Genomic DNA, 19,075 nt, shown 5'->3' on the forward strand with positions numbered 1-19,075 from the left:
CTGGTGCCACGTTCTTCAGCAGCGGAACCGAGCGAACAGCTTCCGGTGCGACGCTATGATCCCCTCTATCGTTTCAGGTTGGGGCGTCGGGTCGCCGACATGCTCTTCATAGGTGCCGCCAAGCACAATGCCGTCCGATCGCGGGAACATGTATCCGGCACTGCCCGTGTAGGCGTAGCGGATTTCGGGCTGCGGGAGCAGGATCGCGAGCTGACCCCGAATGGGGTAGATGGTCGGATCGCCGAACAAGGCGCCGGCGCCCAGCCCCGTGCAGTTGAACACCAACGTTTCTGGTAGCCGCATGACGTCGGCGGGCGCGGCGAAACGCCGAACAACGATGTTGCCACCGGCGAGTTGGATATCCTTCGTCAACTCGCGAAGAAAGCGGCCGGTCTCGACGTACATCGTGTCGTAGCGCAGCAGCCGTTCGCCGCCGAACGGCCAGGCTTTGGGGTCGAGAGCCTGATAGGCCGGCATATGCGGGCCCGGTCGGCTGCCGCTCTCGACGTAGGTCGGTACCCAATGGATGCCATAGTCGTCGCCGACCATGATCTGGAAGCGGCGCCAGCTGTAATCCTCGGCACGCTCTGCTTGGGCGAGCCATGCGGGCGTCACCATCGAACGATTAAAATAACCATAAGCGTGGATCTGGCCACCTGCGATGTTCGAGGTCGTCTCGGGTGGCAGTGCAGCGGTGTAGACGGTGACTGGGAAGCCCGCCTCCTGCACAAGCCGCGCCGTGGTAAGCCCGACGATGCCGGCGCCGAGCACCGCGACCGGCCCGGTATGCCCAGGCAGACCGAGATCGACCGCGAGTTTCGACGTGCCCCAGCTCAGCGTGATCCCGGCGCCACCATGGCCGTAATTGTGGACCAGCGCTTTGTCGCCAAGCGCCTCGCGTTCGACGCGAAATCCGGCCGGGCGGAAGGGGCGCAAGCCCGCGACGCTACGAATGACGCGCTCGCGCGCGACATTCACCGGAGGCAGGCAGGCGGCGGATGTCGACGTGGACGCGATGCGCGCCGCGGTGCAGCCGGGCAGCGCGAGTGCGCCAGCTGCACCAAGCAGGCGGCGGCGATCGAGGAGAATGGTCACGGGGCCAAGCGTAGCCGATCGGTCGATGCTGTCGAGTGCTGCTCCGGTCAGCCGCCCTGAGCCACCCCGCACTGCCCTTTGATCTGAGCCGCTGCGGCGTGCCGGACATCACGCTTTGGAACATGCGCAGCGTTTCAGGCTTTCTTTGGGGACGCAGGCGTGTCCTGCGCCACCGAGGATCCCATAACGATGTGTGTTGATACTTCACCGGCTGCTTATTTACGTCTTGCTTCAAATGCCAGCGACGTGGCCATCGGCCGGTGAACGATCACGCCCAAATCGTTGCAGAGATCGCCGCAACGATCGACCGTGAGGCCGTGACGATCGAGAACGCGGCCGATCGGAAGGAAGATACCGCTCCAGGGCCGTTCGGGATCGCCGTTGCGTTGGCGTCCGGCGAGGTCGTCACCGCCGGCGAGGCAGGAACGGGCTTTCCGATCCAGAGCATCTCCAAGGTTTTCGCACTCGACATGGCACTGTCATCGGAGGGAGACGAACTGTTCAAACGTGTCGGCCGCGAGCCGTCCGGCGATTCATTCAATTCGATCATCGACCTGGAGCGAACCTCGGGACTCCCGCGCAACCCGTTCGTCAATGCCGGCGCGTTGGTCGTGGTCGACATCCTCGTCGAGAAACTGGCGGACGACTGGCAAGCCAGCGCCGTCGCGGAGGAAATCCGTGAAAGGGCCGGATTGGCGCGGATCGGCGCCGACGATGATGTGCTGGCGTCCGAGCACGAGGGCGGTGACCTCAACCGGGCCATGATGAGTTTTATGCGTCACCACGGGAACCTCCACTCCGATCCGGACGAAGTGATGGAAGCTTATGTCCACCAATGCGCCATCGTGCTCGACTGCTGCGGGCTTGCCAAAGCCGGGATTCCGTTCAGCAGGACGCGGCGTAGCCCGGATGACGAGGCTGCAGATGCGCGTGCACGCCGCCGACGCAGGGTGCTCGCGCTGATGATGACGTGCGGTCACTATGACGGGTCGGGCGATTTCGCGATGCGCGTCGGCCTGCCAGCGAAGAGCGGCGTCGGCGGCGGCATCCTCGCCATCGTGCCGGATGTCGCATCGATTGCGGTGTGGTCGCCGAACCTCGACCAGCATGGCAACAGCATTCTCGGCGTGCGGGCGCTGGAGATGCTATGTGATCGGACGGGATGGTCTGTGTTCGGCCCGCCACTCGTGTCAGCTGCGGCATGAACGTCGCGTCCTTTTCGGGCTTTCCTGCATGGCGGAAGGGAGGCGTCGCGCTGGCGTGCCTTTTGCCGTGTCTGCTTGCCACCGCCTGCGACGGCCAGACACCACCGTCCGCAGCGGTCGTCGAGCCGGCGGTCACGCCGGCAACCAAGGGGCTCGATGCAGCGACGATGCGCGACACCGTCGCTGCAGCCTCGCGCTTTCCGCGCATCCGATCGCTCCTCGTGCTACGCGATGGCGAGACGCTCGCAGCACACGTCTTCAATGGTGGACCGCCGCTCGACCAGCCGGTGAACATCAAGTCGGCGTCCAAGTCGGTGATGTCGGCCTTGATCGGCATTGCGATCGGACGCGGCGCGATCACCGTCGATCAGCCGATCCTGCCGCTGCTGCGTCGGGATGCGCCGGCACAACCCGACCCGCGGCTGGCGCGCGTCACGATCGGTAACCTGCTTTCCATGCAGGCGGGACTGGAGCGGACGTCGGGTGAATTCTACGGGCGCTGGGTGTCGAGCCCGAACTGGGTACGCTATGCCCTCGCAAGGCCGTTTGTCGCCGAACCGGGTACGCAGATGCTGTATTCGACCGGGTCGACGCACCTGCTGTCCGCCTTGCTGACCCGCACGACCGGGAAGAGCACGCTGGCCAATGCACGCGAATGGCTCGGCGAGCCGCTTGGTATCACGATCCCGTCATGGACGGCCGATCCACAGGGCATCTATTTTGGCGGCAACGAGATGAGCTTGTCGCCGCGGGCGCTTGCCCGGTTCGGGGAGCTTTACCGGCTCGACGGCGTGATCGACGGCCGCCGCGTTCTGCCGGCGGGATGGGTTGACCAAAGTTGGACGCCGCGCACGACCTCGCCGTGGAGCGGCCTGCGCTATGGGTATGGCTGGTTCCTGTCCGAGGCGAGGGGACACCCCGTTCGCTTCGCGTGGGGATATGGCGGCCAGATGGTCTACATACTGCCCGATCTGAAGCTGACGGTGGTGATGACGTCGGATCCAGGCGGTGCTCGCGACAGCGACCATATAGGAGCCCTGTTCGGCCTCCTCTCTGACGGTATCGTCCCTGCCGCGGAGCGCGGCGCGAGTTGAGGCTTGTCCCTGGGATCAGGCAGGCAACAGACCACGGGAACGCAGCAGGGCATCTTCGCGCGGGGGCCGCCCACGAAATGCTATGAAAGACGCCAGTGGGTCCCGGGTGTCGCCCTGCTCGAGGATCTCGCGGGCGAACCGGTCTGCCAAGCCTTGGTCGAACGGGTCATCGGCAAAGGCTTCGAATGCGTCGGCATCGAGCACTTCGGCCCAGAGATAGCTGTAATACTGACTGGCGTAGCCGCCGTCGAAGATGTGGGTGAAGTGTGTCAGCCCGTGACGCGGCACGATTGTATCGGGAAGCCCAAGCGAGCCAAGTAATTGCTCCGCATAATCGATCGGATCGGTCGGGTCGGGCAGCCGGTGCAGGGCAAGGTCGAGGATCGCCGACGCCACGAACTCAACTGTCGCAAAACCCTGGCCAAATTCGTCCGCCCGGCCGATCGCGTCGATCAGCGGCGCTGGGACGCCGAGTTCCACAAGGACGGAAGGATCGACGATCCAATGCTCCATGAACTTGCTCGGAAACTCGACAAAGTCGCGAACCACCGCCGTCCCGGCCTGGCTCGGATACGTCACTTGGGACAGCAGCGCGTGGAGCGCGTGTCCGAACTCGTGGAATAGCGTTCGGGATTCGTCGATCGACAGCCCCGCATCGCCGTCCTCCCGCATCGCGAAGTTGCCGACGATGTAAACGATCGGCCGTACCGGGCCGTCGAGCGCCTCCTGCACGCGCAGCGTCCCCATCCAGGCGCCGCCATGCTTCTCGGGCCGAGCGGCAAAGTCGGTGTAAAGCAGGCCGACGGCCTGTCCGTCGCGACCAGTGACTGCCCAGGCGCGAGCATCGGGGTGCCACGTCGGAAGGTCTTTACGGGCATCAAACTGCAGGCCGTACAGTCGACCGGCGACCCGGAACGCCGCCGCGCGCACGCCCTCCAGAGTTAGGAAGGTCTTCACCGCCGCGCCGTCGAGCGCATATCGGTCGCGCCTCACCTGCTCGGCATAATACCGCCAGTCCCAGGCGGCGATCGATACGCCGTCGCGATCCGCGAGCTGCTGCAGTTCGGACTGCTCGGCGGCCGCACGTTCGAGCGCGGGTGCCCAGACCCGCTTCAACAGAGCCTCCGCTGCTTCGGGCGTCGCTGCCATCGTTTCCTTCAGCGCATAGTCGGCGTAGCTCCGCTCGCCGAGCAGCGTCGCCATTTTCTGTCGCAGCGTAAGGATCGCCGCGAGGACGGCACGATTGTCGTGTGGTTCGGCAGCGCCCCGGTCAGTGAAGGATCGCCAAATCCGCTCGCGTAGATCGCGTCGATGCGCGAAGGAAAGGAAAGTCTCGACGTCGCCTCGGCTTAGCGTGACGACGTGGCCGCGTAGGCCGTCGGCCTCCGCGCGCTTTGCCGTCGATGCCAGCATCGCGTCGGGAAGCCCGGCGCAGTCTTCCGGCGACAGGTGCATCGACCATTCTGCGGCCGCCGCCAGAACATTCTGGCCGAAGCGCGTAGAGAGTGCAGCTAACTCCTGCTGGATAGTGGCAAAGCGCTCCTTCCGGACGGGGTCGAGCAGCGCCCCGCCGTCGATGAACCCGCGGTGGCTGGCGGTCAGTAGCCGAAGCTGCGCCTCGTCAAGCACGAGGCTCGTGCGCTCCTCCCATAACTGATCGACGCGCGCGAACAGCCTCGCATCGTGCGCAATCGCGGTGCCATGCTCGGTCATCATCGCCGAAACTTCGGCCTCGATTGCGCGGATCGCTGGTACCGCCTGCGCCGACGACAGCGTCCAGAAGATCCGACGTACCCGCGCCAGCGCAGCGCCGGCGCGCTCCATGGCAACGATGGTGTTATCAATCGTAGGCGGTTCGGCGTTGCCGGCGATCGAATCGATCTCGGCGCGCGCCGATGCGATGCCTGTGCGGAACGCTGGCAGGAAATCTTCGGACGTTATCCGGTCGAACGCGGGCGCGGCGAAGGGCAGGGAGCTTTCGTCCAATAATGGATCGCGGACCGCTGCTGCCTCAGTCAATCGATGACACTTCATCGGTATGGACTTCGAAGCGCGCGAGTGACGCCGGCCCAAACACGTTGGTGAGCGCAGTATCCGTCGCATCACGCCCGCGCGCCATCAGAATGCGTCCGATCCGTGGTGTGTTGTGACGCGCGTCAAAGGTGTGCCAAGCGCCGCCGAGATACACGTCGAACCAGGCCGAGAAATCCATCGCCGCGTCCGACAGCGGTACGCCAATGTCGCCGAGGTAGCCCGTGCAATAGCGTGCGGGAATGTTCATGCAGCGGCACAGGGTAATGGCGAGATGCGCAAAGTCGCGGCACACGCCTTGTTGCTCCTGATGGGCATCCCACGCGGTCTTGGTGGATCGCGCGTGATGATAGCCGAACTCGATATGGTTGTGCGTGAACGCAACGATCGCCTGCACCCGCTCCCAGCCCGGCGCGATGTGGCCGAACAGCGACCAGGCCGTTTCGGACAGTCGGTCGGTCTCGCAATAGCGACTGCCTAGCAGAAACATCAGAACGTCGTGGGGCAGATCCTCGATCTGGTGCTGGATAGCGTCGGGGGATCTAGCGTCCGGAAGGCCGCTGTCCTCGACGACGAAGTCGCAACTGAGCGTCAGGCCGCCTTCGGGCACCGTCACGCGCGTGCAGACGTTTCCGAACGTGTCGAGATAGTCATATACCGGCACCTCGGGAACCGTGGTGATCCGGTGCGGGGTGCGAAGGTCCTTGTGGCGCGATGGATGCACGCTCAGCATCGCCATCATCGGCGTCGAGGCGTCTGCATCAAAACTGATGTTGTAGCCAGCGCGGATCAGCATCGGATAGGCTCTCGGTTCTCGACCGGCGACGCGGTCGTTAGCGGGGAATGCGACGGAACGGGTGGGTCGACGGTGATGTCGACGGTCACTTCCATGTCGAGGAAGCTTCCCGGAAAGCCTTCGTAGGTGCCGGAGATCGGGACAGCTTGATAGATGTCCCGCGCGATCGCGACGCGGATCAGCCCTTCGCTGCCGACGATGCCATTGGTCGGGTCGAATTCCACCCACCCGGACCCCGGCAGATAGACCCGCACCCAGGCATGCGTGTTGCCACCTCCCTTGCGCGAGTCGCGCCCGCCGCCCGGGCTGTAAACATACCCCGATACGAAACGCGCCGCGAAGCCCAGCGCACGCACCGCTTCGATCATCAGCATCGCATAGTCGCGGCATGTGCCCTTGCGGCGGCGCAGGGTCTCGATCGGAGTCTGGGTGCCCTTCTCGGCGCGGGGAACGTAGGTGAATTCACGCCGGATCGCAGTCGTCATCGCGGTCAGCATCGCGAGCGTATCGGTGGCGCCCTCGAGGTTCAAAAATCGACGTGCCCAGGTGTCAATCTCGCGCTGGGGGTCGAGATGCTGTCGTTCGATCGAGCGCAGCAAATCCGGCATTTCTTCGGACGAGTAAGTGAAGGGATAGCTTCGGGCATATTCTTCGATGTCGACGTGCTGGACGTCTCCGGGCTCGTGCTGAACCCGCACCTTGCTGTCGATCGTCAAGCGACTGCCGTGGCGAGTAAAGGTTGCGATCGCAACCGCGTTACCGAAGACGTCCTGCAGCCAGCGAACATCGCTCGGCTCGGGGTCGATCGTCAGCGTCGCCTCGAGCAGGTGCTGGTCGAAACTCTCGCGCGGCCGGACCATGATCCGGTGTTCGCCGAACGAGACCGGTTGCTTGTAGGTATAGGTCGTAACGTGCGAGAGGGTCAGGAATGGCATCGAACGGTCATCGTAGCATCGGGTCTCCGTTACTGACCGAGTCCGATCCGTCACCGGTGACGATCGTGAACCCGGCGGGTCGCTCGCCGTTTCTCTTCATCGGCGATCATGCCGGCAATGTCATCCCTTCTTCGTTGGGAACACTGGGACTTAGTGAGGCTGATCGACGCCGTCATATTGCCTGGGACATCGGGGTCGATGGTCTTGGCGTTGCTTTGGCCGAAGAGTTGGACGCCGTCTTCATCCGGCAAACCTATTCGCGCCTGGTCATCGACTGCAACCGTACGCCAGACGCTCAAGACGCCATGGCGCCGACGAGCGACGGCACGCACGTACCGGGCAACGTGGCGCTGACGCCCGATGATCGTGCCGAACGTGTGGCGGCTATCCACGAGCCGTATCACCGCGTCATTGCGGACGAACTGAGCCGGCGCGACGCCGAAGGACGGGCTATGGTGCTCGTGTCGCTCCACAGTTTCACGCCCGTAATGCGAGGCGGAACGCCACGCCCGTGGCAGATTGGCGTCCTTTACTATGGTGGTGACACGTCGTTCGCCACCGTCCTGTTGGCTGCCCTAAAGCGCGACTCGGATCTGACGGTCGGCGATAACGAGCCATACCAAATGGACCAGATCGACTACACTGTGCCGCGCCACGCCTATCCGACGCGGCGGCCCTATGCCGAGCTTGAGATCCGGCAGGATCTCCTCGGAGACCAGCAAGCGCAGCGGCATTGGGCTTCGCTTTTGAAGCGTGCGCTACTGACCGTATAGTCAGGGTGCCTATCGTCGTTCGCGATCCAAAAGGATCGCCACGTTACGACGGCGCTACCAAGGCGGTTGGTAGAACCGCACTATGCAAGTTTTGGTCGGATGAACCTTCTTTGAGGCAGAGTTGTTGATTGCCAGTCTCCGGAGTGAGCGTCCTCGGGCGCCTGCACTCGCATCGGAGGCAACCTTTCAAGGGAGAGTTTTGTCATGAGTAACGACAACAAAAGCGCCTTCGGCTTCGACGATCCCAATCGCGGCCCGCTTGATAGAACGGCGAATGCACTCGATGGCCGCGATGATCCCAATCGTGGACCCCTCGACCGCGCTGCCAACGCCCTCAGCGGCCATGACGATCCGAACCGCGGCCCCCTCGACCGCGCCGCGAATGCGATGACGGGTGAGACTGGCGGCATCTCGGCAGCGACCGGCGGAAGCGTCGCGCATCATCAGGGCGGTGTCGTTTCAGCAATCTTCGATACCAACGAAGAGGCCGAGCGCGCTGTCGCCGAATTGCGTCAGATGGGAGTGACCGACAGCGATCTTTCGCTTATCGCGCAATCCAATCGGACCATGACGACGCGCGAAGGCGGTGGAGAAGTCACTGACGAAGAGCACACCAGCATCTTCCGCGGCATTCTTGGTGGCGGGGCGCTCGGTGCAGGTCTCGGCGTTGCCGCTCTTGCTATACCAGGCGTTGGCCCGCTTGCGGCAATTGGTGCCATTGCGGCCGCCGCAGTTCCTGAAGCAATTGCCATCGGCGCGCTTGCCGGAGCCGCTGCGGGCACCTTCAACGAGACGCTCAAGAAGCACGGCGTCAGCGATGAAGACTCAACGTATTACGGCGACCGGCTGAAGAGCGGTGGCGTGCTCGTCACCGTCAGCAGCGCAACCATCGACCGTAATCAGGCGCAGGAAATCCTGTACCGAAACGGTGGCCATTCGTCAGCACGCGCGCGCACCGCTGCTGTTTAATACTTGGGGACCGGGGAGCAATTGTTCCCCGGTTCTTTCGTTTAATGCGCCTGCTCGGACGAGGCCGCCGGAGATCGCGCTACGCCAAGATTTTGAGGCGCTGCAGTTATGACCGGCCGTCCATCAAATGGGTCCTCCAACTCATGAACATATCTCCGACCGTGAGCAGCGTTACCGGCGCATCTTCACGGGGGGTCATCGCGCTGCTTGCAGTGGCTTTAGGCGCATGCGGCGACATCAAGCAGAATGATACGCGTGACGCTGGTCAAGTGCGAACCGACGCGAAACGGCAGCAGGCCATCTGCGCTTCCTCAGCCGCGTATAGCCGGTTGAAAACCATCGTGTTTGATCAGGCGATCTCGCGGTACGAAGGTGATCGCGCCAATCTCGATACCTTGGCGGACTATTCCAGCGTCCGGATCGAGGCTCCCGTCGTCGAGGGCCGCGACGCTACGCTGGACCTAATACGATGCCAGGGCCGCTTCATCCTCGATGTTCCACCGGGCGCGGAGCGCGCGTTCGCCGGCGAGCGACGCCTCCAGGCGGACATCGGCTACACCGCGCAGCCGGCTGCGGATGGCAGCGGCATGGTCTATCGGCTGAGCGGTGGAGAACCAATCATCACAAGGCTTGCGGCGTTCAACTTGAAGACCGTCGCATTTCGCCCGCCGCCCGCCATTGATGAGACTCGGGCGGACGCGGACGCGGACGAGACGATCGCCGTGGCCGAAGCTCCCAGACCTGCACAGAAAAAGGAACTAGCTGCGCAACCGCCGAAACCAGCGGCGGAAGAAGATCGCGTACCGATCGCTCGGCAGGAAAGATCCGAACGCGTGGCGAGCGACGTGAGTGGCCGAACAGGGGAGGCGACCGTTCGCGCCTTTTATGCCGCGCTTGGCAACGGAGACGGCGATACGGCATCCGCTCAGGTCATACCGGAAAAACGTGCGAGCTCCGCGTTTTCGCCGGACGCAATTACGCGATTTTACGGGAGACTGCCCGAACCGATCAAACTCACCGATATCAAGCAGACTGCTCGCGATGCTTACCGCGTGAGCTATCGCTACTCGGCTGGACGCTCGCGCTGCAACGGGAGTGCCATCGTGAGCGTCACCAATCGTGCTGGCCGAGACCTCATCCGCTCGATCCGAGCGCTCAGCGGCTGCTAAGTCGTGGACACATCGCGAGGGACGTCAATCAGCCCAGGCCGTCGCTACCGATCGGCATTCCCGGCGGGATCTTCGGTTCGGCCGCTTCGTCGCTCAACGCAGCGTTGAGTGTCTCACGATCCAGCACCAGCCGCGCGGTCGACAGCGCCGCGGCACGCTGCGCCGGATCGGCGAAGCGACGGGAGGCCTGCGCTGTCGCCCAGTCGGTGAGCGCCTGATCGAGTACGCTCGCGGCAATCGCGCCCGTCGCTTGAGCCCGCGCGGCCTTTGCCAAGCTGAGCACGATGCGCCGGCCGACGACCTGCTGCACGGCGCTCCGCCGGGGCTGCGTGGTGGGAGCGGTGACCAAGGCAAGGAGCCGCTCGACGAGACGATCTGGGCCCGGTGAAGCAGGGTCGCGACGATGCTGGTCAGCAATCCGCGCCAGCCGCTCGGGCGCGAGCAGCGCATCGAGAGTGAGCTGCGCGGCAACCTGTGCCGCGATCAGCGGATCGAACACCGTACCGCCGGCCGTGCCCATCACCTCGATATCGAACTGCCGATCATTGTCGCCCGACCAGCCGGCCGACAGCGCAGGGATCAACGCTTCGGGAACGTCGAGCGCATCCGCGTCTAGCGTCGCCAGCAGCGCGTCGAGCGCATCGTCCTGCGCTGCGGCCGGCACGGCGCGGGCAGTGTCATGGCCCTCGTCGGCCATCGCATACTCCGATTCCACGCCGCCGAGCAGCTTCGCCGCCGCCTCGATCTGATAGCGATGCAGCAGCCAGATCGGCACGAACTTCCGCCGCAATGCCGCGACCGGCTCTCCTGCGCCCAGCGCGACAGGGCCGAAGCGCGCGATCGCCGCCGCGCGGACCTGCATCATCCGCGTCAACTCTGCGACAGGGTCGGCGCCATCGTCCCACAGGCTGCCCCATGGTTGTGCGGCGGAAACCGCGCGCGCATTCTCGTCGGCTACGAAGCGCAGCCCCTGGCGCTGCGCCTCGGCCACCTTGGCCCGTGCGTGCGCATCCGGATCAGTGCCCGCCTTGTCGCCGTAGAGCCAGTCGATGGCATGAGTGTCCCACCGGCCGAGCCCCACGCCATAAGCATCGGACAGATCCGGCGCGCCATTCACGAGGCCGATCCGCGGGGCGGGATAATCCATCACCGAGGCGCGGTCTTGCGTGCTGCCGGCGAAATTGTGCAGCAGGCCAAGCGCGTGGCCCACCTCGTGCGCCGCAAGCTGTCGGATCCGCGCAAGCGCCACTTGCGCAGGATCGTTCGGCCCGCCCTTGCCGGTGTTCGCCGCGCCGACGAGCGCTTCGTAGATCAGGATATCCTGCCGCACGCGCAGCGATCCGAGCAGCACCGCGCCCTTCAGGATCTCGCCCGTGCGCGGGTCAGTGACGGCATAGCCGTACGACCACCCACGCGTCGCGCGGTTGACCCAGTTGACGACGTTGTAGCGCATGTCGAGCGGATCGGCGCCGTCGGGCAGGATCTCGACGCGATAGGCATCGATATACCCAGCCGCCTCGAACGCCTGCTTCCACCACGACGCGCCCTCGAGCAATGCGGTACGGATCGGCTCGGGCGCGGCGTTGTCGATGTAGAAGACGATCGGCTTCTTCACGCGCGAGCGCGGCGCGGCGGGATCGAGCTTCTCCAGGCGAAAGCGATTGGCGAGATTGCGCACGATCTGCCTGCTGAGCGGCGCGCCGAAATCGAGGATCTGCGTCGCGAAACTGCCGCCGCGCGGATCGAAAGCGCGCGCGACATAGCCCGTCGCCGGCAACGCAACGAAACTGTGGCGGACAACGAGCGTGATCTGCCGGGGATCGGGCGCGATGTTGCGCACCTCCGCGCCGGGTGTGTCGCTGGCAAAGGTCTGTCGTGCCTCGAATTCCAGGTTGAGCGGGAATGTCTTCACCGCATTGACGTCTGCCGCGCTCAGTTCGCCGACCAGCTTCCAGCCCTTCTCGCCGCCGGCCTTGAGCTGGTCGGCGATCCCCTTGGTATCGCGGGCGAGGAACGGCGCGATGTCGACCAGCAGCCGCCCGTCGGCGGACGGCACGATATCGCCAAGCCACAAGGTGGACGTGGCGAACGCGTCGCGCGCCGCGGCTTGTTCCGAGGCCGAGACATTGCTGGCGCGAAAACGCGGATTGGAGAGCTCGAACGCGACCTTCTTGCCGAGCCGTCGGAGGAGGAGCAATTGCGCGGGGCCCGGCTGCGCCCGATCCAATCCGATTGGTGCCGAGCCAAGCCCCGTACGTAGCGCGGTCGTGTACAGTAGCTGTGTGATCATGCCGTCGCTGCCCGCCTGCGGGAGCGAGAGAAGGATGCGCCCCTCACGGCGATCCAGATACACTGGCAACAGGCCATCGAGGCGCTCGGTCCCAATGATCGGGTTCTTGACCGGTTGTGCCGTAGCGTACGGCGCAGCCGCCAGCGCCAGGCCAAGCAGCATCGTAATGCGGATCATTTAGCAAACCCCCGATTTCTGCGCAGCGTAGGAACACCGGCCCGGCTTGACCAGTCCGGCTCGTCCTCATTCGGGTTGCCGTCGTAAACCCTTCGGATGCTCCGACTACGCCTGCTCCCGCTCCGCCAGCAGCGCGCTCGCCGGGCGCGAGCGGCGGGCGACCACCAGAACGCCGGCAAGCGCGAGCACGGCCCCGGCGACCATCCGCGGGTCGAGCCGGTCGCCGGTCAGCATCACGCCGAAAGCGATCGTGAACAGCGGCGTCATCAGCGTCAGCGGCGCGAGCAGGTTCGCCTCGTAGCGTCGGATCAGCCCATAGTAAGTCGTGTGCCCCAGCACCGAAACGACTAACGCGGCGAACAGCACCGCGCCAACGAACGGCCAGCCGATCGCGGCGGCGCGCTCCCATTGCCCCTGCTCGAACAAAGCGGAGCCGATCGCCAGCGGCGCGCAGGACACCAGCCCGACCCACGCCTGGAAGCGCAGCGGGGCGACGTCCTCTACCTGCTTCATCAACACCGCACCGAGCGATCCGGTGAACGCCGCCGCTACGACGAACCACAGCCCGGTGGAAAGCGCGACGCGATCGGGGTTCCACACCACCAGCAGCACGCCGGACAGCGTCAGCGCGATCCCCAGCGCGCGGCGCCAGTGGATGCGCTCGCCCAGCACGACGATCGACAGCAAGGTCGTGAACGGCACGCCAATCTGGATCACGACCGCCGCGGCCGACGGCGTCGCGGTCTGCAACCCGATAAATAGCAGCGCGAAGTTGCCCGCACCCATCAGGATGCCGATCGCGACGATACGCCAGCGCGGGCGCGGCATCGGGAGCAGCCACGGCAAAGTCACCGCGATCACCACCGCAAAGCGGATCGCGGCGAAGAACAGCGGCGGGACGGCCCAGTTGCCCACCACGATCTTGCTCAGCACGTTGCTGTAGCCCCAGACGAGGCACACCATCACCAACAGCAGGAAGTCACGGGGCTTCATGATTCGGCGCCGTGGCAGACGCGGCGGCTGGATGCCAGCCATCTCCCGGAAGAAGCGTCACGCGACCCATCAATCGTCGATGGTGTGGCGATCAGCACGCCCGGCGCGAACTGACCTGGGATTGGGCGATACTGCCTTGGCCGGGAACTGCTCGGCTTTACCCCCGACGCACTAGAAGCGCAGCTTTGCCCCGACCGCGCCGCCAGTCGAATGGCCGACGACACCTTGGCCGTTGTCTAGCGAGAATCGGTGGGTCGCCTCTCCATAAACCGCGAACCTGGTGGCCGGAGACCAGGTGAGACCGCCGCCCGCTTCGCCCCATAGCGAGGCGTTCCGCGTGTCGATCGACGTTGCTGCCGTTGGCGTTACGAAGATCGTCCGGTCGGTCGAGGCGAAGCCCTTCCACAGATTTGCGCGCACATATGGCTGCACGCTGCCGCCGCCCATGGCGTAGTCGCCCTTGAGCCGAAGCCCGAGCCGGCCCGTCAGGTAGCCGTCGCTATCCTGGAAGACGGTTGCGGCGGGAATTGCGACCGGATCAAGCGAGACGCCTTGTGCGATAAGTTGCGCTTGCGGCTCGAGCGACCAGCGCGCCGAAAGCTGCAGCGCATAGCCTGTCTCGACAGAAGCCAGGATGCCAGACCCATCGATGTCGATGCGGTTTCCGCTCACGGCCCGCGCTTCGCCGCCGTACCAGCTGCGCTGCACGACGGTATCGACGTAGAAACGGTCGCTCGAGTAAGTCCAGTAGAGGCCAGCATAGATCGTCTTGGGGCGCAGCCGTCCGACGTTCAGATCCTGTATGCCGCTGGCGAAGCCGCGAACGGTTGCGCTGCCATCGGTATGGCCACCGTAGATACCAAAATCGTGTCGGCCCGAACCGTTGTTGAACTGAAACAGGTCGACGCCCAGCTGGAACCCGTATGTACGGCCATCGACCGACGGGCTGACCGTGCCTGCCTGGCGATAGCGCGAATCATCCAGCAGGAACCGTCCCCAGATTCGGCCCGGTACGGTGAACCCCGGCGTCGTTTCCAAACGGCCGATCCGGTCACCGACCCGACGATGATAGGTGCCGAGGAAGTCAAGGTCACCCTGGCGCAGCCAGCCTGGCAGGGCGGCCAGCAGCGGCGCTTCGACACGGAATGTGGTAGGCGCCGGCGTGACCGGGTCGGTTGGTGTCGGTGTCGGTGTCGGTGTTGGGGTTGGCGTAGGCGTGTTGGCCTGGGTGCGGAGGTACCAGCCCTCGTCGGTACCGGTCGTGTTCGAAGCAAACAGTCGGTACTCGAACGCACCAGCGCTGACCTGTCCGCCAGCGAGCGTGAACGCATCCTTGGTTGTCGTCGCGGTGGTGGTGCCGCCGTTGATCGCGCCGACCAGCTGAATGCCATTGCCGCTTGTCGCCGCGCCTAGGCCGCCGAGGTTGGTGATCTCGATCGCCGTGCGGCCGCTCGCCGCGCCGCCGTCGATGATCAGCTGGTCGGACGGCGAGCCGTCGGTACCGAGCACCGTCTGGAGCGCAAGCCGACCGTCCTGCCCGACATAGTTACCGCGAACCACCAACTGGTCGGTCGCGCCGGATGTCCCGTTGGTCAGGTCAATCCGTCCGGCGTTGACCAGCGTTGCGGTGCCACCGGCCGCAGCGCTGACCGTCGTGTTCGATCCTGCGCCCGCCCGGAAGGTCGAACCGCGGTCGATCGTCATCGTGCCGCCGGCGAGTGTCAGGTTGCCGTTCGAGACAAGCGTCGATGCAGTGAGGTTGATCGTGTTCCATCCGGTCAGCCGGGTCGTGCCCGTCATATTGCTGTTCTGGAAGTTGAGTACGTCGCTGCCACCCGCCGTGCCGTTACCGGCGATGCTGGTGGCGCCCGACAGGTTCGCGTCGGTGAGGCCGCGGAACGTGGCTGTGTCGTTGCCGGCGCCGGTCGCGAGCGAACCGGTCAGCGTGCCCGCTGTCATCGTGAACGTATCGGCGCCGGTACCGAGCGCGACGATGCCGGTTATTGCGCCGCCCGACACGGTCACCGACTGGCCATTGTTGCCGCCAGTAATCGCGGCGGCCGTGGGTGAAGCAGCGGCGATCGTGCCGCTCGTGACGAACGCGCGTGTGCCGCCCGTCAGGTCCACGACTGGCGCGGAGGAGACCGAGCGCAACGTGCCGGTGTTGGTGACCAGCGCGGCAGGTCCGGCGATCAGCGCCGAGCCGCCTTGCGCGGCAGTGACCGAAATATCAGTTGCCAGTGTCGCCGAGCCGGTCGTCGCGAGGCGCACGCCTGTCGCACCGGTGCCTGAAGCAGTGATGGAATAGCCGCTGCCCAACGCCAGATCACCCCTCGTCACGCCGCCATCGGTACCGGCAAAGGTGAAGCCCGTGCTGTTGGCGCCCGCAGCGGTGATCGTGGCGGTAGTCGCCGGATCAAGCGAGACTGCGGTGCGAATGCCCGACCCAGAACCGTCGACGCGGATCGTGGTGCCGTTCAGGCGAATAGCAGGGCTGTTAGCGGCGTTTTCGATGCCGTTGCCGCTACCCGTCGTCGTCAGCGTGCCGCCGCCCAGCGTCACTGCGCCGGCACCAGTATCGACCAACACGGCCTGAGCGGTGCCACCGCCGCTGAAGCCACCGCCAGCGTCGACCGTCGCGCCGTTGATGACGCGCAGCGCCGCAATGCCATCGCTGGCAAGGACAGCGGAGGTGCCGCTGCCTGCTAGGGTCGAACCGGCACCGTCGAGCAGGATGCCAGTGCCGTTCGCGACGGAAATGCTGCCTTGATTGGAGAAGCGCCCGCCGAGGACGGCGACCCCCGTGCCGCTGCCACTGAGCGCAATGCTGCCGGTATGCGTCGCGGACGAGTTTGCGCCCAGAATGCGGATGCCCGTGCCGTCCGCGCCGGTGAACGCGAGCGTGCCGCCATGCTGCAGCTGCCCGTCATCCTGCGCGACGTAACCGGTGAGATTGTTCGATCCAGCCGTGACCGTGGCGTTGCTTACGAGCGACGTGGTTGTAACAGGTAAGCCCACTGCCACGCCGTCAAGCCCGAAGGCCTGACCATCGACGATCGCCGCCGTCGTGTTCGCGCCGCTCAAGGTAAGTACTGTGTCTGCGCCCAGCCGACCCGTCGCGCCGCCCTCGATCCGAACGCCGGTCGCCGCATTGCCGGAAACGGTGATGCTGGCATTGGCGGCGTCGAAGGTAGTTTGCGTCGATGCGCCCGACGCGACAACGCCGAATGCGGATGCGCCTGACACGTTCAGCACCAGCCCGGTGCCCATCGCGTCGGCGCCGCCCTCGATGCGCAGGCCGGTCGAACGCTCCGTGTCGACGTCGGTCATGCCCGCGCCGGCGATGCTCGATCCCGCGCCTAGCGCATAATAGCCGATCTGGTCGACGTTCTGGAAATCGACGGAGCCGCCCGCGCCCACCGATACCGTGCCGCCATTGCGCGCGTGGATGCCAATGGCGCCCTCGCCACGCATCATGACTTGGCCGTTGTTGACCGCCGAAGATGACGCATTGCCGACGAAAATGCCGTAGTTGCGCAGCCGATCGATCGACAGGCTGCCGTTGATCGCGATCAGCCCATCGTTGACCGCGCGTGCCGCACCACCGGCCACATTGTTCTCAACGACCAGCCCGACGCTGTTCACGCCATTGACGTTGATCGTCCCGCCGTTCGTGGCGTTGAAGATCCCTGCCGCACTGCTGCCGAGCACTGCGATCCCGACATTGCGCCCGCTCGGCTCGGTCAACTGTGTCGCTTCGATGGTTATTGTGCCATCGTTGCGTGCCGTGTTGCCCGCACCGCCGACGACCATGCCGTTGGCATTCTGCGCGCGCGAACCGACGCTGATCAGCCCGTCGTTGAAGGCAGCCCCGCCACCGCCCAGCGACACCATGCCCGACGCATTGTTGGTCGACAGCACGTCCGTGACTGCCGCAAGTTCGCCGGCATTCCCCGCAAAGGTCGAGCCGACGCGGATCACGCCGCCGGCGGCGTTGGTGGCCGATCCGCCGTCGAAGACGGCCATCCCGGTCGCGCCGTTGAACGGCCCCGGCGTATTTGCGACCGCGCTGTCGCCGCCGCCGATCAGGATCGTGCCGGCATTGGTGGCTTGCGCGCCAGTGCTGACGACGATGCCGTTGTTGGCCTTGCCGAAACGCGGTTCCTCATCATGTCCGGCGATATCGCGGTTCGACACGTTGATGATGCCGCGGTTGTCGACAACCGCCCCATCGGTCACGCGCACCGCGGTGTTGCCGTAGGTTGCGCCCTGATAGTCGGTGAAGCCGCTTGGCACCGGTGTCCCGCTCGATCGATCCAGCGTTTCGTATCCGACGCCGATCACACCGGTGGCGCTGTTCGCCAGTGAAGTGCCGGCGTCGGTTACGCGGATGCCGACGCCACTGCCGCCCTGAACGATCGTCCCATTGTTAGTGACGGTGGAGCCGCCGCGCGCGAGGATCAGAGTCGAGAGGCCGTCCTCGTTCCCGTCCGCAACGATGACGCCGACGAGCTGGGAATCGAGCGTAGTGGTCAGCGTGGAGGCATTCAGCGCCATGAACAGCCGGTCGCTGGTCGTCGGCGGAGCGGTATAAGTCGGGATCTCGGGCGTGCGGACCGTAACGGCCCGCGGCGCGGTGCTGACGGCGGCTTGGATGCGCTCTTCATATTGATCGGGTGTTATCTGGCCGGTGCTCAGTTGCGCGATGAGGCTGGTGTTGTAGCGCTTCAGGCTGGCGAGATCGGTGACGCGATCGGTGCCGTCAAAGCCGATGCCGGAATAGTCAGTCACGAGCGCCTGCACGACGGTGGTCGACATTTGAGACAGGCCGTCCTGATCCGCGCCGTGCATTGTGGAGGTTACCGAGTCGTACGTGATGTCGCTGCCGTTGGTCGCGTTGTACAGCGTCGAGCCGGTGTCCGCGGTCAGCAGCGCGAAATTGGACGCGTCGTAAATGTCTCGGCTCTTGTCGCCCGTGAGAATGGCAACGGTCGACTGGCTGATATTCGCAAGCCGAAGGTCACCGTAGACGGGCGTGTTCGTATCGACAAACGTGATTGCTGGTGTCGTGTCGCTCGCTACTTCCGCAAGGCGATCATTGTCGTAGACGACGGTGGAGCGGCGCGTGCCCTGCACCAGATCAGGGTAGGTGATCGCCTGACTTTTCTGCTCCGACGTCAACCCGAGCGCACTTCGGCCAGCGATTGCGTCAAAGCCGGACACCACTTCGCCGCGCTGCTGACGCGTCGCAATGCTATCGGTAACGAATTCAAAGCGGCGGGCGCTGGTACCGCGCAGATTGTAGTCGCCCTCAATCGTATCGGTGCGCTGGAAGATGTCGATCACGCCGGTCTGCTCGGGCTCCGTGCCGCCCCCATTGTCAGCAGGTGGCGAGTAGACCGGCTTGAGCTCATCCGCGCGGACAGGGCAGGCGGCGGCAAGGCTCAATGCCAGAACGGAAGCACCGGTAGCGGAGCGAAAGCGATACTTGATCAAGATTAACAGCCTTATCGAACAATCCCCCTGAGATGTTCGACGACGCTGCGTG

Annotated in this window: 12 protein-coding genes; 5 read left to right on the top strand and 7 right to left on the bottom strand. The window is 64.9% G+C overall.

What is annotated here, in order from left to right; genetic code table 11:
• Nucleotides 1–15 precede the first annotated feature (15 nt).
• Nucleotides 16–1,095 (bottom strand): FAD-dependent oxidoreductase, encoded by a 1,080-nt coding sequence (locus LLW23_RS09645; RefSeq protein WP_228945011.1) that lies wholly within the window; start codon nucleotides 1,093–1,095, stop codon nucleotides 16–18.
• Between the two features lie 386 nt (nucleotides 1,096–1,481).
• Here LLW23_RS09645 and glsA point away from each other — a divergent pair, with 386 nt between their 5' ends.
• Both glsA and LLW23_RS09655 read left to right on the top strand, forming a co-directional pair.
• Nucleotides 1,482–2,300: a glutaminase A gene (gene glsA, locus LLW23_RS09650; protein WP_228945013.1), complete on the top strand. Its 819-nt coding sequence runs from the start codon at nucleotides 1,482–1,484 to the stop codon at nucleotides 2,298–2,300.
• Nucleotides 2,297–3,394, top strand: coding sequence for a serine hydrolase domain-containing protein (locus tag LLW23_RS09655; protein ID WP_228945015.1), 1,098 nt, complete (start codon nucleotides 2,297–2,299; stop codon nucleotides 3,392–3,394). Before glsA ends, LLW23_RS09655 begins: the two co-directional genes overlap by 4 nt.
• A 15-nt stretch (nucleotides 3,395–3,409) precedes the next feature.
• Here the strand turns inward: LLW23_RS09655 and LLW23_RS09660 are convergent, their stop codons facing one another.
• The 3 genes from LLW23_RS09660 to LLW23_RS09670 are packed head-to-tail and all read right to left on the bottom strand — an operon-like array spanning nucleotide 3,410 to nucleotide 7,156.
• Nucleotides 3,410–5,413 carry a M3 family metallopeptidase gene (locus LLW23_RS09660; protein WP_228945017.1) on the bottom strand — a complete coding sequence of 668 codons (2,004 nt, stop codon included), beginning with the start codon at nucleotides 5,411–5,413 and terminating at the stop codon, nucleotides 3,410–3,412.
• The gene (locus LLW23_RS09665) at nucleotides 5,406–6,221 is read right to left on the bottom strand and encodes a transglutaminase-like domain-containing protein (protein WP_228945019.1); all 816 of its coding nucleotides are present in this window, start codon (nucleotides 6,219–6,221) and stop codon (nucleotides 5,406–5,408) included. The genes LLW23_RS09660 and LLW23_RS09665 overlap by 8 nt, the downstream gene beginning before the upstream one ends.
• Entirely contained in the window at nucleotides 6,215–7,156 is a 942-nt protein-coding gene (locus tag LLW23_RS09670; RefSeq protein WP_228945021.1) for a transglutaminase family protein, read from the bottom strand. The genes LLW23_RS09665 and LLW23_RS09670 overlap by 7 nt, the downstream gene beginning before the upstream one ends.
• On the opposite strand from LLW23_RS09670, the gene LLW23_RS09675 reads away from it, so the two are divergent.
• The 3 genes from LLW23_RS09675 (at nucleotide 7,150) to LLW23_RS09685 (ending at nucleotide 10,067) form a co-directional block, all read left to right on the top strand.
• Nucleotides 7,150–7,929, top strand: a complete 780-nt coding sequence (locus LLW23_RS09675; protein ID WP_228945023.1) for an N-formylglutamate amidohydrolase — start codon at nucleotides 7,150–7,152, stop codon at nucleotides 7,927–7,929. The two genes, LLW23_RS09670 and LLW23_RS09675, sit on opposite strands and share 7 nt — an antisense overlap.
• 204 nt (nucleotides 7,930–8,133) lie before the next feature.
• Nucleotides 8,134–8,898 carry a hypothetical protein gene (locus tag LLW23_RS09680; RefSeq protein ID WP_228945025.1) on the top strand — a complete coding sequence of 255 codons (765 nt, stop codon included), beginning with the start codon at nucleotides 8,134–8,136 and terminating at the stop codon, nucleotides 8,896–8,898.
• 143 nt (nucleotides 8,899–9,041) lie between these two features.
• Nucleotides 9,042–10,067: a hypothetical protein gene (locus LLW23_RS09685; RefSeq protein ID WP_228945027.1), complete on the top strand. Its 1,026-nt coding sequence runs from the start codon at nucleotides 9,042–9,044 to the stop codon at nucleotides 10,065–10,067.
• Nucleotides 10,068–10,095: 28 nt separating this feature from the next.
• On the opposite strand, the gene LLW23_RS09690 is transcribed toward LLW23_RS09685, so the two are convergent.
• The 3 genes from LLW23_RS09690 to LLW23_RS09700 all read right to left on the bottom strand — a co-directional run bounded on the left by LLW23_RS09690 (nucleotide 10,096) and on the right by LLW23_RS09700 (nucleotide 19,023).
• Nucleotides 10,096–12,534: a zinc-dependent metalloprotease gene (locus LLW23_RS09690; protein ID WP_228945029.1), complete on the bottom strand. Its 2,439-nt coding sequence runs from the start codon at nucleotides 12,532–12,534 to the stop codon at nucleotides 10,096–10,098.
• Between the two features lie 105 nt (nucleotides 12,535–12,639).
• Complete coding sequence (locus LLW23_RS09695; protein ID WP_228945031.1) at nucleotides 12,640–13,527, bottom strand: DMT family transporter; 888 nt, start codon at nucleotides 13,525–13,527, stop codon at nucleotides 12,640–12,642.
• A gap of 171 nt (nucleotides 13,528–13,698) precedes the next feature.
• Nucleotides 13,699–19,023, bottom strand: coding sequence for an autotransporter domain-containing protein (locus LLW23_RS09700; protein ID WP_228945033.1), 5,325 nt, complete (start codon nucleotides 19,021–19,023; stop codon nucleotides 13,699–13,701).
• Nucleotides 19,024–19,075 lie beyond the last annotated feature (52 nt).

Source organism: Sphingomonas radiodurans (assembly GCF_020866845.1).
Taxonomy (GTDB): domain Bacteria; phylum Pseudomonadota; class Alphaproteobacteria; order Sphingomonadales; family Sphingomonadaceae; genus Sphingomonas; species Sphingomonas radiodurans.